This window comes from Ensifer sp. WSM1721 (genome assembly GCF_000513895.2).
GTDB lineage: Bacteria > Pseudomonadota > Alphaproteobacteria > Rhizobiales > Rhizobiaceae > Sinorhizobium.
In genome coordinates this window covers 419,738-434,406 of the sequence record NZ_CP165784.1, presented here as the reverse complement: position 1 = coordinate 434,406, position 14,669 = coordinate 419,738, and the positions used below count along the sequence as shown (strand labels likewise).

Genomic DNA, 14,669 nt, shown 5'->3' with positions numbered 1-14,669 from the left:
AGGCCCTTTTTTTGCGTTAGTCAACAAGATCCAGAATTTAATACCGTATGGACGTTTTGCCTCCCACTCATCCGAACTTAAAAAGGACACCGAAGCCGCCTCGGGGATAATTCCACTCGATCTCCCCACTTTTCTCACACAGTACTCTGCAAGTGCCGCACTCCATGCAGCCGTCGACGGTGATTTCCACTTGGCCCTTCTCATTCAACTCATAGCACTTGGCCGGACAGACGCGCGTCAGTGCGAGCAGGTTGGTGCTCGGCCATTGGTGCGGACGCACTTTAATGTGCGGGCGCCCTGAGTCGACCAGATAACGATTTTGGTAAAGCTTATCTTCCACTCGTAGCTTAGCAACTGCGATCGTCATCTCATCTCTCCTTCATCGCCAGGCGAATGCGAAGCGAACTGCATCGCTGACCAGTCCCCAGCGTGAGCGCGCTTTGATGAAGGCGGCCGTGGTCGCCCTTTCCTTATCGATTTTCGGGGTACTGTCGACCCGCATGAAGTTCTGCGCAGCCTGCGACATTAACTTCGGGTAGGTCATGAAAAAGTTGCGTGAGTTGGTATGGAGCAGGGCAGGCATATCCTTGTATTTCTTCAGGTCTTTGATGACGAAGGACTTGTCTAGCATCATCTTGTAGAGGGCGAGGTTCTCCTCTGTCATGCGGTGCCCTCTACTCTTGACCAGGAAGATAGCCTCACCGGCAATGCGACCTGACGTCATGGCGAGATTGGAGCCCTCGCGGTGCACGGCGTTGTTTAGCTGCGCCGCGTCGCCCACAACAACCCAGCCGTCGCCGAAGAGCTGCGGGATTGCCTTGTAGCCACCTTCCGGAATTAGATGAGCGGCATACTCCTTAATCTCCGAACCCGCGATTAGCGGCTTGACCGACGGATGGTTCTTGAAGCTTTCGAGCAGATTATAGGGACTTTCCGCCGTAGCGGCGAAATCGGAGACGAGACAGCCAATACCAAGCGATATCGACTCCTTGTTGGTATAGAGGAAGGCGAGCCCGGCCATGCCGCGGGAGATGGTTCCGGCTGCCTCGATCACGCAGCCTTCGTTGCCCCTTAGACCGAACCGCTGGCCGATCACCTCTTCGGGCAGGAAATGCATTTCCTTGACGGCGAGTGCGACGGTTTCTGGCTTCGGCGTCTTACGCAATCCGGCTCGCGTGCCGAGAAGTCCATTGACGCCCTCGGCGAGAACGACCACGTCTGCCAGGATCACGTCGCCGGCGCGATCGGTGCGGACGCCGATCACCCTACCGTCGGTGTCGTGGGCGAGTTCAGTCACAGTCGTCTCGCATAGCACTGTTGCGCCGGCCTCGCGCACCTTGCGCGAAAACCATTTGTCGAACTGGGCACGAATGATGGTGTAACGGTTGGGGTTCGTCTCGTTGAATTCATCCGACCGGTACTGCAGCCCGATATGGGATGTGTCGTCCATCATCCAGAAGCGCTGCTCAACCAGATGCCGCTCGAGAGGCGCATGATCTCGGAAATCCGGAATGATTTTCTCCATCATGTTCGCATACATGATGGCCCCTTGGACATTCTTGGAACCCGGATATTCACCGCGCTCCAGCTGCAGGACCTTCAGGCCTCGGCTTGCCATGGTGTAAGCAGCCGCATTTCCGGACATGCCGGCCCCAATCACAATCGCATCGAACTTTTCTTCGATCATGCCGTGTCCCTCAGTTCGCAAGCTTTTCGCGATTGTGCGGCGCCAGCCGGCGGGTGAAAGCTTCCGTCAGAGCGGGCAGGAAGCGGATCGCATCGCTGACAACACCAATGTGGGCGAAATCAAAAATCGGTGCGTTCGGGTCGGTGTTGATCGCTACGATGAGATCGGCTCCACCGACGCCGACGCGGTGCTGAATGGCGCCGGAAATTCCGGCCGCTATGTAGAGCTTCGGCCGGATGGTCTTGCCAGTCTGGCCGATTTGCCGATCAGCCGGCATCCAACCCTTCTGAACCAGTGGGCGCGAACAGCCACACTCGGCCCCAATGGCTCCAGCGATGTTCCTCAAATGCTTCAGGTTTTCCGCCGCTCCGAGACCGAGGCCTCCGGCAACCACGACGTCTGCATAGGCGAGATTGGCCTCTGCCGACTTGCCGTCGGACAAGAAGCCGAGGACCTTTGTGACGATCTCTTCCTCAAGCATCGGGACGTCGTGCTGAATGATACGGCCGACCGGCTTGTTCGCGCGCTGCGGCATGGCCATGACTCTCGGCCGTACTGTTGCCATCTGGGGGCGGCAGTTAAGCGTGTAGATCGTACAGAGTAAGGAGCCTCCGAAGGTCGGCCGAGTCGCCGCGAGGGAACCATCCGCATCCACAGCGAGTTCGGTGCAGTCGGCAGTGAGCCCAGTCAGCAACGTGGTCGCCACGGAACCCGCGAGATCGCGGCCGAGCGTGGTCGCGCCGAGGAGCAAAATCTCGGGCTTGTAGGCAGTGACCAGATCCGTCATTGCCTTGGTGAAGGGCTCGTTGCGGTAATCGGCAAGTAGCGGAGCCTCGACCAGGTAGACGAGGTCGGCGCCATAAGCAAAAGCCTCGGCAACGGCATGCCGGGTGGACTCGCCGGGCGGCCCGAGGACGACGCCCGCAAGCTCGACACCCAGTTCGTCGGCGAGCTTGCGTCCTTCGCCAAGCAGTTCGAAGGAAACAGGGTGGACCTGGCCCCGCTCGAGCTCGATGAACACCCAGACGTGCCGATAGTCCCTGAAATGCTCGGGCAGCTCTCTTTTGATACCCGCGCGGCTGGCGGGGGGAGAAGGTTTTTTTTGTTTCGCGGTCAACAGTGTTACTCCTCGCCTCACGCGCCGCTGTCAGTGGCGAGTTCGCGTTCCAGCGCCGGCTGGCGCGCAAAGATCCCGGCGATCAGCTCATCAGCAAGGTCGTGAAGCGTCTTATCCGCGCTGTCGATTTGCTCCGCCCTTTCCGCCCGCGCCGTAGGGGCAAAGACGCGCTTGACGACAGTGGGCGAACCGCGCAGGCCGCATTTGGTGAGGTCCTCAATGCCGGCGTCGGCAGCACTCCACTTCACGACCTGGCTGCGCGCAGCGCGCAGTGCGTCGTCGAGCGAGCCGCGGCGGGTCTCGTTGGTGCCTTCCAGCATGGTGATGAGGCAAGGGAGCCTGCTCTTTAGCGTCTGCGTTCCGCCTTCCGAGCGTCGGTCGACTGTGATCTCGCGTGAAGCGAGATCAATGGAGGCGATTTTCGCGACGTAGGTGAGCTGTAGGAGATCGAGGCGCTTGGCGATGCCGGGTCCGACCTGGGCGGTGTCGCCGTCGATCGTCTGCTTGCCCGTGAAGATGATGTCAGGCGTTCCGAAGGCCTCCCCGATTTTCGCGATTGCTTGAGAAAGAGCAAAGGAGGTCGCCAGAGTGTCCGAGCCGGCAAAATGGCGGTCAGTCAGAAGTATGGCGCGGTCGGCGCCATAAGTGAGCGCCTTGCGCAATGCATCCTCAGCCATGGGCGGGCCCATGGTGAGTACGGTGACCTCGCCGCCGTGGGAATCGCGCAATCTGAGTGCTTCTTCGAGGGCGAACAGGTCATAGGGGTTGATGATGGTCGGCACGCCCTGGCGCATGATCGTGTTCGTGACAGGGTGGACGCGTATCTGTGCGGAGTCCGGCACCTGCTTGATACAGACTACGATGTGCATGGCGATCTCTTGCTCCCTTCGATGGCAGACTTGGCATTCATCTCCTAGCGAAGCACCATTCGTGCCAACCGCTTTGCGTTCACCCTATTCAATTGAAATGCGGATCTTCTTCCTCTGAGCCCTATCTGTGCGTGACCGGAATTGTCGTAATTGCGACATTGGCGTGTCCCAACCAGTCGCATTCATTCTCTCTCGAACGACTTTAGGACCGAATCGAGTGGGACGAAGGTGCGGCCTCCTGTGGCAGGTTTGTCTGGGTCGTGGTCCTTGAGCACCTTGAAGACCCGATGTGTGAGTGGCGAGGATGTCGCGAAATCTTCGTAGGCGCGTTCCAGCATGGCGCGCGCCCGCGCAGCGACCACCTGGTTGGGGAGATCAGAAAGGTCGTCTTCGGCGAGGTACTGCCCCATTTTCCTCATGATATGGAGCCTTGAGACATCGAGCACATTCGCGTCATAGGAGACGCCAAGGACTGCGAAAAACTCCTCCGCATCCGACAGACTTTTGAGCCGTTCGAGGATGTCGTTGACATCCATGGGACGGCCATCATCAGAACAACGGCTCATTGCTTTCTCCTAGTCGGTACTGGGCTGGGTGCATTTGCCGAAACGTGACCTGCAGCCAAAAGACGAAGATTGGAGTTGGCAGCAGCCGGCGAGGCGATCGTGTCGGAAGTCGCTGCATGGCCGATGATCGAGATTTCAACTACACCACCGATATGCCCACCCGCGGGGATAACCGACGCGACGTCTTTGATGGCCACTGCTCTTGCGACGGGCCGGCAGTCAGCTCTTATAGAGACAGTACCGAGGATCTTCGCCGCGGAGCCCAACGCGACGAAGAGAGCGCGGGCGTTACCGTCATGCGGGGTCATATCGTTGGGCAAGATTTGACACATGGATGGAGGCTGCCTCTTCCCCTCACGGCATAAAGGCTTGGATGTCTACGAGAGACGATCCATTACGGCCTACGTCGCGCAGCTTCTGGACAGTTTCGGATATTACGTCGAGTACACGGTCGACGTCCTCCTCGCAGTTCTCACGCGAAAAGGAGAAGCGGGTTGCGCCGTTTGCCGCAGTATGAGGGATATTCATCGCTTTCAAGACGTGGCTCGGCTCCAACAAGCCAGAGGCGCAGGCGGAACCGGAGGAGCAGGCGATGCCATAGCGATCGAGAAAATGCACCAGGCCATCGCCTTCCACATTCTCGAAGGCTATGTTCGTAGTGTTGGGCAGTCGCTCCAGCGGATTGCCGACAACGAACGTGTCAGGTACACGCTGGAGTATGCCGTTCTCCAGGCGGTCTCGGAGTAGCTTCACCCTTGTGTTCTCGTCTTTCATGAACTTCCGGGCAAGTTCGGCCGCTTTGCCGAGCCCGATTATGCCGGGGGTATTCTCTGTACCGGCGCGCCGACCACGTTCTTGGCGGCCACCCTTTATAAGCGAGTGGAAACGTATGCCGCGTTTTACATAGAGCGCGCCAATCCCCTTCGGGCCATGCAGCTTGTGGCCGGAGAGCGAGAGCATGTCGATTGCAGTCGATTTGAGATTGACTGGAATCTTACCGATCGCTTGGGTTGCGTCTGTGTGAAAAAGCGCCCCGACCCCCTTGGCCAGTTCAGCGAGTTCGACCACGGGAAATATCGTGCCGGTCTCATTATTCGCCCACATGATCGAAACGACTGCCACACGCGTTGTGAGGGCGGCCCTGTAGGCGTCGAGATTGAGACGGCCATGGTGATCCACCGGAATCCTGTGCACTTTGACGCCGCGCGTTTTCTCGAGATGAGTGCAGAGCGTTAGCACTGCTGGATGCTCGACCGAGGAAATCACAATCTCTGTGCGATCAGGCATCACTTCGAGTGCCGAAAGCATTGCCGCATTGTCACTTTCCGTCCCGCCCGAGGTGAACGCGATTTCATGATGGCACCTCGCGCCGATGAGCGCTTGTACCTGCCGGCGCGCCTTTTTCACCGCGGCACTGACAGAGGAGCCAAATGCGTGCTTCGATGAAGGATTTCCGAATTGATCCGTAAAGAACGGAAGCATGGCTTGAACGACTTCATAATCGACTCGCGTCGTTGCGTTATTGTCGAGATAAACAGATCTCATTGTGCGAACTCGGCTGTTGCAAGTTGCGACGCCCCCCGGAGGGCGGCGGAAGCGACTTCTCGCCTCCACAATCGACCACGCCGTTTGGGCGCGGACGTCTCTTCTGCCAGCTGCGCGGGCCTTTTCGGACGTAATGAGGCCTTCGGTGACCATCGTTGCATGTCCCCGGCGACGACTTTCCATTGCGTCGGAGCACGTGGCCCAGCCGCCAGCACGCTTCGTGTCATAGGTGAACTGTTCGGTGTTGAGTCTGCTGATACGGCAGTCCCTCCGATCACCCCATCGACATTGAAGCTTTTGTGGAGGCGGGCGCCACCCTCGCGGTCAAAGAGGCGGTTCCCGCTGCGGGAACTTGCGGTCGCTGTATAACTCGTCGCCGAACAATCATGCGTCTTTTCCGGCGGCAGACTGCTTCGGCGGCTCGCCATCGCCAGATGGGTGATCCGGAGTCGATCGTCGATGGTTTTTCCGTTGACGAGTTCGGTAATCGCCGAAGAGGGGACGAGCGCACAACTGCTGAGCCAATTCTGGAAGTCCGCCGCGGTGAGCACTTGCGCTACCGGATTGACTCTAGTCATCGCTTCGCGCGCATTTCTGCAGAAGGTATCGCCGATCTGAGTAACTGGATTGGGTGCCTCCAGAACGCCGGCATTCATCGACTTGAAGAAGTGTTCCTGGATCCTTGCCCAATAGTCCCGCATGAGCCTTCTCACTGTGTCAGGTAGTCAGCTGAAAGATTTGCCGCAGGCGCATTTCTCCTGCGCGTTCGGATTGTCGAAAATGAAGCCGGCGGACTCGAACCCCGTGATGAAGTCAACGGTCATGCCGTGGACGTGGGGTTGCGAGCCTGCGTCCACGAACACCTTAACCCCGTCTGCCTCGATGAGCGCATCGCCCTCGCGCGAGAAGCTTTCCAGACCAATCAGGTATTTGAGTCCGGCGCAGCCGCCTGCTTGGACCATGATGCGAAAGCCTTCCATCGGCTCGGTGGCTTGGGAAAGCACAGCTTTCATGACGGCAACGGCGTTCTCGGTGAGCGTGATCATGAGTCGGTCTAACCTCGCTGGCATTTGTTTTGAGGTGACGGAGCATCTACCGTGCCAACGAGAAAATCGGTTTCCAAACAACATGATGACTCTACACCGCCATGTCGTATGTCTGACATCGTCGGGCATCCAACAAGACTGGGCGCGGTTTGGAAGATGCGGTCCTCGTGCTTTCCTCACGGAGGAAACCTGTCCAAGACACTAATAGAGCGGCTCGCCTTTGGGGCACTCCCCGCCCCCGAAGATCTCGCTGCAAAGACGCGAGCGAAGAATCCGTCAGCCGGAGATATCAGTGCCCCATCCGTGGTCGATAGATCAGCTGGCCGGTAGCGCAGACTTTGTGCGACTCCCAGTAATACTTGGCGCAAGAGCGGTTGCGCATCGACCGCCGTCATTCGGCCGAGTCCAGCGTCTCGAAATGAAACGGTCCGCGTACGCCGGCAGAAAATCGCTCAGCAGCATCGAGAGCTATCTCCAATCTTTCGCGAGGCGGAGAGTCTGAGGATGCGAAGAGCGCCCCCAGCGCTATTCGGTACCCGCACCCACAGGCATCAAAACCATCGACCGGCTCGCCAACCTGATAGTCCTCGTCGATTTTGAAGAGCCGTCCGGCATAGCCAACGAGAAAAGTGCCGCCGCGTTCGGCTTCGTTGTGCCGCTGGGCATAGCCACCATCTTTCAAGCAGCGGCGGAGCGCGTCGACGAACTCCGTTACCATGAAGGCGTAGACATCGGATTCAGGATGCCTCTTTGGCGGTAGGAAGGAGTGTGCCAACAGCTGGCCCATTCTAAATGAAGTCGTAAAGCCGAAGATGAAGTCCTGCTTGCGGAAGACCTTGCGATCGGCGCGGACGGTAAGGGAAAGGCCGGCCACGCCAGCGCTATCGCCCCCGATGTGAACTGAACCGTTGTGGATCGAACCGACGATGCACGTCATAAGTTGCTGCTCCTCATGTGGACTGCATTTTAATCTTCTGGATGGCGCGTGTTCGTGATGAGGCCTGACCGACGGTTTGCCGCCTGCGCCTGCCTCGTGGGCACCCGCAAGTAGGATGCCAACCAGCGCCCAGGCAGTGGTCGTCACGGATCGCTTGACGATTTCACTGTCCGTGTGCCGAACGTCATGATCACCGTCATTTGCCGCAGAGTTCCTAAATCGATGGAAAACAAGGGAGCTACCCTAAGCCCACGGCGATGGCGGCCGGGCCCTCACACATTTTATTTTCAGCGGTTCATCCATATCGTCTCAAGGGACATTCCTTGCGAGTGACGAGAACTGCTGTCTTTCGCAAATCGCGCTTCATCCTTGAGCGCGATTCGCCAGCCAAACGCGATTCCGCTCTATGTCGATCAGTTTGCGGCCTCGAAGCGTCCGATCATGTAAGCTGCTTCCTCGACGACCTGCTCCACGCGAAGTCGAATAGACTCGGATATCACTTCTCCATCGGCGAAGTCTGCGCTGGAGGCGTAGATAGCCGTCGGCATCACCAAAGCTTCAAAGAAGGCCAACAGAGGTCGCAGTTGATGTTCGACGACGAGCGAATGCCGTTCGCCGCCGCCTGTTGCGACTATGATCACTGGCTTGCCCCTGAGCGATTTTGGATCGAGCAAGTCGAAGCAATGTTTGAAAAGTCCTGTATAGCTGCCCTTGTAGGTGGGCGAGCCAACGACCAAGGCGTCCGCGCCGATCATTTGATCTACGACATAGCGCGCCTCTGCAGCGAGGTCGTGCAGTCGTCTTGCGTTCGCCAGTGAAGGTGCAAGGTCCTCGATATCGAAGGACTGCGCCGACGCTCCTGTTCTGATTGCCAGTTGTCCAACGATATGGTTGACAAATGAGCGCGTCGTGGACGGACGCTTTATATTCCCGGAAAAGCCCAGAACCTTCTTTTGTGTCATACGCGTGATCTCCCCATGGCATCCAACTACGACACTAAATGCATAGAGTTTATATACATGGTGTGAGTGAAATGAAAGACCCTTTGCGCCGGTCTCTCTGGGCTGTGCCGCTATTGTGGGCTTCCGTCGTTTGGCCTTTCGGGCTCTTGCCAATCGATGGCGCGGGCGGCGGCCACCTTCTTGGGGAGGCGATAATCTTCAGAGCGAGAGACAAAGCTGCCGGCGCTTAAGTGCGCTATGATCGTTTCCCTCGATGGCGCTACAAAGAAGCCCCAATAAATTGACAGTCGGCTTGAAGATGACAATGTTTGTTCCCGGCCTTTGATGGCAGCGGCTAACAGATATGGGCATGGTGGATCCTCGGGTTCGCATAGCGCACCAATCGTCCGCTACTCGCGGCCGATCAATACAAATGGCGATGCAAGCCCGGCAGCGATGATTTCCACGGTGCTGGGTCGGCGCTCCCCGCTGATGATGTCATCATCGTCCGTCGCAACGGGCTCCGGTGACTCATTCATTTATGGAGACTGAATTCTCTTATTCAATGTCCTTCGGCGAGCGCTTTCACGAGGCTGATGGTGCGGCGCCGCACTTTCTCATCCGTTATCCGCGAGAAGGAGCTAATGAGCGCAACGCCTTCATCGCTTGACACGAACTCTAGGAGTTCTGGCTGAAGACCGGTTGTGGCACTGTTTTTGTCGCCTTCGCTGGTGACTGCGCCAGGACTATCTTCGAAGAAATAGGAAATCGGCACGTCCAGAGCGTTTGCCATCAGTTGGAGGCGACTTGCACCCACGCGATTGGTGCCCTTCTCATATTTTTGTACCTGCTGAAACGTGACTCCGATGGCGTCGGCGAGACTTGACTGGGTCATTTCCTTCCACGCCCGCCGCAAACGAATTCGACGGCCGACATGAATGTCAACAGGTTCGGGCTTTCTCTTCGTTCCTTCAGGCCTTCGACTCAGCATGTAGTTCTCCATGTTCTTTCAGCGACAGTAGCCCACGCCTGCCCCGATCTCGATAACGTTTCCATTTTGTGGCGTTCGTACGGAACGCCCGCTCTACCGTTGCGCGGGGCCCAATACCGCCCCATTGAATTCCTATAGAAAGCAGGAATGGGGTGTTGTTAATACAAGGTGATTTTTCAGAAACTGCAATAGCGGCTGCACGCAAAGCCGCTTTCTCGACGTTCAGTCGCCTGTTCGACAGCGCCTTGCCAAACGTACTGCGACGGCTCCACTACGGCGGCTGCGCCGACTGTGCTTGTTGCCGTGGGGCGCGGCAAAGCGCGCCGCTGACTTTTTGACGGTTCCGTCACTGGGCGGCGCGCACCGGTACGTTGCAAGTTGCCGGTCGCAGATTACAGCCAGGAGAGAAGGGCACTGACACCATCAGCCCGTCCGATTCCTGGCAATTTCCTCAGGCGCATGCGCACCGGCGCTGGACGATGGTGGGGGCTGTTTTGTCACGGAGATCTCTGTCGGCCGTTCTTAACTGTCTGGATGCCAAAGTGTCGAACGTGGTGCAACGTGCAGCCCTCAGGCCCGTCGAGGCGCTCCACCACCGCCGGGCAAATGACCGCGGGAGCGATCTCGACCGGCGCGTCGCCCGCAAGTACGCTCGCAAGCTGTGCCTGATCGAGCTCGCCTTCCCACTTCGCCACCACTAGCGTCGCAACTGCATTACCGACAAAATTGGTAATTGCGCGGCACTCCGACATGAAGCGGTCAATGCCGAGGATCAGCGCCATGCCGGCAACCGGCACCGACGGAACGACCGAAAGCGTCGCGGCCAGCGTGATGGAGCCGGCGCCGGTGATGCCGGCAGCCCCCTTAGAGCTCAGCATGGCAACGAGCAAGAGCAGGATCTGGTCGCCATACGAGAGCGGCGTGTCGGTCGCCTGGGCGATGAAGAGCGCCGCCAGCGTCATGTAGATGTTGGTGCCGTCGAGATTGAAGGAATAGCCGGTCGGGATGACGAGGCCGACGACCGAGCGCTTGCAGCCCGCCTTCTCCATCTTGTTCATGAGGCCCGGCAGTGCGGCCTCCGAAGACGAGGTGCCGAGCACCAGCAAGAGTTCCTCCTTGATGTAGCGGATGAGCGCCACGATCGAGAAGCCGTTATAGCGCGCCACCGCACCGAGGACGACGAGGACGAAGAGGAACGACGTCAGATAGAAGGTGCCGATCAGCATGGCGAGGTTGGCGATCGAGGCGATGCCGTATTTGCCGATGGTGAAGGCCATGGCACCGAAGGCGCCGATCGGGGCCGCCTTCATCAGGATCGCCACCAGCCGGAAAATCGGCAGCCTCAGCGCCCGCAGGAAATCGACGACAGGCTCAGCCTTCTTGCCGACCATCGCCAGCGAAATGCCGAAGAGCACCGAAATGAACAGGACCTGCAGGATGTCGCCCTCGGCGAAGGCGCCGACAAGCGTCGTCGGAATGATGTTCATCAGGAAGCCGGTGATCGACTGCTCATGCGCCTTTTCGGTATAGGTCGCAACCGCCTTCGCATCGAGCGAGGCCGGGTCGATATGCATGCCGGCGCCCGGCTCGACGACATTCGCGACGATGAGGCCGACGACGAGCGCGAGAGTGGAAAAGGTCAGGAAGTAGACCATCGCCTTGCCGGCGACGCGGCCGACCTTGGCGAGATCGGTCATGCCGGCGATGGCGGTCGCAACCGTCAGGAAGATCACCGGCGCGATGATCATCTTCACGAGCTTGATGAAGGCGTCGCCGAGCGGTTTCAGCTCGGTACCGATGTTCGGATAGAAATGCCCGAGCAGGATGCCCGCGGCGATCGCGGCCAGCACCTGGACATAGAGGTGACGATAAAAGGGTGTCTTGCCGCGGACCTCCGCGGAATGTTCAATGATCATGATGATATCCTCCACGAGGGACGCCCAGTCCGGCGATATGCCGGGCCTCCCGGCCACTTTCCGAAGATCGACAGCGGCGGCTGTCATGTGGAGGTATCGAGCAACAAACGCGCCAACTGAGCGCGACTCGGACAGGGCTTGAAATAGCTGCGTTTTTTCTTAGAGCGCCGAGTTGGACGCAGTTGGATTGTCCGGAAAGCCGCAAAAAGTGTCTGGCCCAATGGGAGAGAACATGCGCAATGCGTCCAAAGCCTCCGACCATGGGCGCATCACCGCGCTCCCTTGAACCAGTGATTTTCACTGTGCCTGCGCGAACTCGCGACACCGCGCCTGCAACTTTGCAGCGCTGCATGAGCGATAGCCGGACCTCCGACATCAGTGTGCGCATCGGATCGCGCGACAGGTTGCTTGGCGGCGCTAGTCGGGTAAGCGGATGAGATAAGGGTCGAATGCGGCAGCGACAGCGCGAAGGACAAAGCGATGCTCCTGCCGTACGCGCACGAAACCGTTGGCGATATCCACTATCCCGTCTTCGGCCAGCGTCGCCAAACGCCTAGCTGAATCGAAAATAGGGATTGGATCAAATTCGTGAGCGGCGCATATTGCCGGCACGTCGGCCTCCAAATTGCACATTAGCTTCTCGATGATTGCGGCTCGCACGCGATCTTCGCCGGTGAGACGATAACCCTTTGATGTCGCCAAGTGGCCAGCTGATATGTGCCGGGTATAGGAGCTCTGTGCAAGTTCGTTCTGGACATAACCTTCGCCGAGACGACTGATGGCCGATGCGCCGAAGCCGATCAGGACTTGGCATGTATCGGCCGAGTATCCCAGGGAATTGCGCCGCAGACGACCGGCTTCCTGCGCCAGCGCGAGCTCGTCGTAAGGCAAGGCGAAATGGTCCAGACCGATTTGGCGATAGCCGGCGGAGACCAGCGTATCGGCCACGGCCGCGGCCTGTTCAGCGCGGGCAGCCATGTCCGGCAGTGCCACCTCGTCGATCAAGCGCTGATTTTTTCTATACGATGGAACGTGCGCGTAGCCGAAGACGGCAAGCCGGTCGGGGCGTATCGCGACTGCTGTCGTGGCGCTCTGGACACACGACTGCACTGTTTGATGCGGAAGACCATACATGAGGTCGAAGTTGAGGCGGAGTACTCCATGCCGACGCAGGTTTTCGGCGGCAGCCGCCACCTGCGTCTCACTCTGGACCCGGTTGATCGCTTGTTGGACAATGGGATCGAAGCTCTGCACGCCAAGGCTCGCGCGGTTTACCCCGGCTGCTTCTAAGGCTTCGGCCATCTCCGTTGTGAACGTGCGCGGGTCGATCTCGACAGCGATCGTAGCCGCCTTCTTAAACGCGAAGTAGTTGCGCAGGAGTTCCATTAGAGCCAGGAACTCCGCCGGCGGCATGAGGGTTGGCGTTCCGCCGCCGAAATGTACGTCGCTCACGGGCAATCCCTGCGGCGCTTGCTCCGAGACCAAACGTATCTCCTCACGTAGCACTGCCAAATAGTTGAGGACCGATGCATCCCGACGAGTGATGCTGACAGGAAAGCCGCAATACCAACACATCGACCGGCAGAATGGGATGTGGAGATAGAGCGATACAGCATCGTCAGTTGGAATGTCCCTCAGCCATTCCCCCCACACGTTGGCGCCGACAGCCGGGGAAAACTGCGATACCGTTGGATAGATAGTGTACCAAGGCAGGTGGGCTTCACAATACTTCAACGGTATGGCCGTCTGCGGCGTGATGCCAAATGACTGTCGTCTCCCGTCGGCCCGATGACGTGCCCCGAACGCACGCGCCATGTCCTTCTCGATCGCTTGCGAGCCCGCGCTCGCATCAAGCGTGCATTTTTCGCCGTCAGCCATCATTGACCCCACCATCTCAATGCCAGTCCACAGTTCGCGCGGCCTTTCGATAAGCAAGTTCAAAAGTCATGCCAGTGCCGGCAATGGTATTGAAATTCGAGTATCGCTAGCGTTCTCGATCTATTCACCTGGACCGAAATTAGAGGTTGTCAAACAAACCCCAGTCGCGCATCCGACAATTACGACAGAGTTGTCCGCAATTGCTTCAACTCACGACGATCACCCGTTCGACGAAGGGCGACATAGACGCACTGCTGCCACTGCGTTACCCGTAGCGTCGATGACGATCTCTTCTGCGTGTTGTAATTCACGGCCGAGAGATCAGTCTGCTCGCGCACAACGCAGATGGTATCGACCGTGCCTAACACTGCCCGCCTTATGGCCGCCGCAGGGCTCGAGCCTGTCTACGTGCTGACGATTCACAAGGCCGAGGAAGAGCCCGAACCAGAGGAGATACTCTAGGCTCTCACTGCCGTGATAAGCCTCAAGAATGCAGTGTGCGACCGAAGTCGCGGCGTCTCGTTACCGGCGTCTTCTTCAGTCAAGTCTCGCCAGGACAACATTTGACTTTCTCCGTTCTCGGCATTGTGTTCACTTGCGATGGCTTGTTCTAGGGCCGAGGCATCAGGTTTCAGGCCCGTCTTCTCGAGAACACGAGGAGGGTTTCAGGTCCAATGCCGCCCCCCAACTTCGAAGAATGCCGCTGCTGAGTGAGCGAGGATCTGCGTACAGATGCTGATGAGCCTTTCACCAGGCGTGCCCGTGACGCAGGTATCGGGTGCACTGTCTTCCGTCAGCGCCCGCCTCATACTTTGGGCAATTTGGCGACGACCTCCCGAACGGCCGAGACGCAATTGCCGTCCCAACCTGATGGCGAAGCACACTCTCACGCCGGAGCAATATCGGGAGAAATGGAAGCTTCAGCTTATTATCCGAACATTCTGGCATAGCTCTATGCCGCATATATTCTATCGACATTGTTGACGAGCGATCAGAAGGCGGCGATCCTTCGCGCCCACGCATGATGAGTAACAACAGAGGAGTAGCCAAATGCCCTCGCCATTGTGAGCTTTCCTTCAGTCTTTTGATTTCTGGCGTGAGCGAGTTCGGACCCGAGTATTCGGGTTGCGCATGCAGTTCAGCTGTCGATAGACGCGGAAACGCTGATCCGCCCGC

General features: G+C 58.3%; 13 protein-coding genes. All 13 read right to left on the bottom strand.

Annotated elements, in window-relative coordinates; translation table 11 throughout:
* Positions 1-67: 67 nt before the first annotated feature.
* A complete protein-coding gene (locus M728_RS27550; RefSeq protein WP_026622571.1) occupies positions 68-367 on the bottom strand; it encodes a ferredoxin family protein in 300 nt (99 codons plus the stop codon).
* A 12-nt stretch (positions 368-379) separates the two neighbouring features.
* The gene (locus tag M728_RS27545; protein ID WP_026622570.1) at positions 380-1,687 is read right to left on the bottom strand and encodes an FAD-binding protein; all 1,308 of its coding nucleotides are present in this window, start codon (positions 1,685-1,687) and stop codon (positions 380-382) included.
* 10 nt (positions 1,688-1,697) lie between these two features.
* Entirely contained in the window at positions 1,698-2,807 is a 1,110-nt protein-coding gene (locus tag M728_RS27540; RefSeq protein WP_026622569.1) for an electron transfer flavoprotein subunit alpha/FixB family protein, read from the bottom strand.
* 14 nt (positions 2,808-2,821) lie between these two features.
* Positions 2,822-3,673: an electron transfer flavoprotein subunit beta/FixA family protein gene (locus tag M728_RS27535; protein WP_026622568.1), complete on the bottom strand. Its 852-nt coding sequence runs from the start codon at positions 3,671-3,673 to the stop codon at positions 2,822-2,824.
* Positions 3,674-3,855: 182 nt separating this feature from the next.
* The gene (nifW, locus tag M728_RS27530; RefSeq protein ID WP_026622567.1) at positions 3,856-4,239 is read right to left on the bottom strand and encodes a nitrogenase stabilizing/protective protein NifW; all 384 of its coding nucleotides are present in this window, start codon (positions 4,237-4,239) and stop codon (positions 3,856-3,858) included.
* Between the two features lie 354 nt (positions 4,240-4,593).
* On the bottom strand, positions 4,594-5,784 hold the full coding sequence (nifS, locus tag M728_RS27525) for a cysteine desulfurase NifS (RefSeq protein WP_026622566.1): 1,191 nt from the start codon (positions 5,782-5,784) through the stop codon (positions 4,594-4,596).
* Positions 5,781-6,485, bottom strand: a complete 705-nt coding sequence (locus M728_RS27520; RefSeq protein WP_026622565.1) for an iron-sulfur cluster assembly scaffold protein — start codon at positions 6,483-6,485, stop codon at positions 5,781-5,783. Before M728_RS27520 ends, nifS begins: the two co-directional genes overlap by 4 nt.
* Before the next feature lie 24 nt (positions 6,486-6,509).
* A complete protein-coding gene (locus M728_RS27515) occupies positions 6,510-6,830 on the bottom strand; it encodes an iron-sulfur cluster assembly accessory protein (RefSeq protein ID WP_026622564.1) in 321 nt (106 codons plus the stop codon).
* A gap of 391 nt (positions 6,831-7,221) precedes the next feature.
* Positions 7,222-7,767 carry a hypothetical protein gene (locus M728_RS27510; RefSeq protein ID WP_026622563.1) on the bottom strand — a complete coding sequence of 182 codons (546 nt, stop codon included), beginning with the start codon at positions 7,765-7,767 and terminating at the stop codon, positions 7,222-7,224.
* A gap of 413 nt (positions 7,768-8,180) precedes the next feature.
* A complete protein-coding gene (gene msuE / locus M728_RS27505) occupies positions 8,181-8,729 on the bottom strand; it encodes an FMN reductase (protein ID WP_026622562.1) in 549 nt (182 codons plus the stop codon).
* 541 nt (positions 8,730-9,270) lie between these two features.
* Complete coding sequence (locus M728_RS27500; protein ID WP_026622561.1) at positions 9,271-9,699, bottom strand: helix-turn-helix domain-containing protein; 429 nt, start codon at positions 9,697-9,699, stop codon at positions 9,271-9,273.
* Between the two features lie 497 nt (positions 9,700-10,196).
* Positions 10,197-11,615, bottom strand: coding sequence for a dicarboxylate/amino acid:cation symporter (locus M728_RS27495; protein ID WP_245269796.1), 1,419 nt, complete (start codon positions 11,613-11,615; stop codon positions 10,197-10,199).
* A gap of 417 nt (positions 11,616-12,032) precedes the next feature.
* Positions 12,033-13,496, bottom strand: a complete 1,464-nt coding sequence (hemN, locus tag M728_RS27490) for an oxygen-independent coproporphyrinogen III oxidase (RefSeq protein ID WP_370906513.1) — start codon at positions 13,494-13,496, stop codon at positions 12,033-12,035.
* Positions 13,497-14,669: the final 1,173 nt, after the last annotated feature.